Below are 880 nucleotides of genomic sequence, written 5' to 3' on the forward strand. Positions count from 1 at the left end.
TGAACTGGTCAAGTAATTCTGGACACCAATTAAGGTTTCACGCTGCCAGTTTCTCCATAGCTATCGGCGACCGGTAGTCGTTGTAGCTATGGAGCCTGACATTGTTGTACCGCATCACATAACGCTGCAAATCTACACGTGCTTCATGCTCCGAGCTGTAGCCATCCTCGGGCACCCATTCTGACTTCAAGCTTCCAAAGAAACGCTCCATCGGGGCGTTATCCCAGCATTCACCTTTACGACTCATGCTGTGCACAAACCCATGCTTGCGTATTTCATTTTTGAATTTATGGCTGGTGTATTGGCAGCCTTGATCTGAATGAAATAGCACCTCTTGTGGGCGGCCTCGCAACTCGACCGCCATCCGCAGCGCTTCGCAGGTCAGCGCGGCGTCGGAAATCATCGAGAACGACCACCCGACAATCCGACGAGCATACAAATCCAGAACCGCCGCAAAATACAGCCACCGCTTGCCGACCTTGATATATGTCACGTCCCCGCACCAGACCTGATTTATCGCCGAGACATCAAACTTGCGCTTGAGGAGGTGAGGCACCACCAAGGCTTCCACGCCGGAGGATTTGTACTTGTGCCGCCGACGCTGACGACTAACAACGCCGGCTTCACGCATCAAACTGCGAGCCATGTGCCGCCCAACACGATGTCCCTTTGCTTGTAGCTCCTTTGAAAGGGTGCGAGATCCCGCGGACGCTCTGGATTCTTTGTGATGTTCGACCAGCATGGTTTTCAATCTCTCTCGGGCAGGTTTCACCTTGCCTTGGCGCTGACGCCAGGCGTAAAAGCTGCTGCGGTTGACTCCAAACGCCCGACAGCAATTGTTAACGCCGTAATGCTCGTCCAGCTCGCTGATCAACGAGAA

The 880-nt window shown here is 53.6% G+C and carries 1 protein-coding gene; it reads right to left on the reverse strand.

Going from position 1 to position 880, the window contains the following annotated elements:
* Positions 1-37: 37 nt before the first annotated feature.
* Positions 38-880 (reverse strand): IS3 family transposase (locus OC610_RS28170; protein ID WP_264432933.1); only part of this gene is annotated, 843 nt, incomplete at its 5' end.

Origin of the sequence: Pseudomonas agronomica (assembly GCF_025917275.1) — a bacterium.
GTDB lineage: Bacteria > Pseudomonadota > Gammaproteobacteria > Pseudomonadales > Pseudomonadaceae > Aquipseudomonas > Aquipseudomonas agronomica.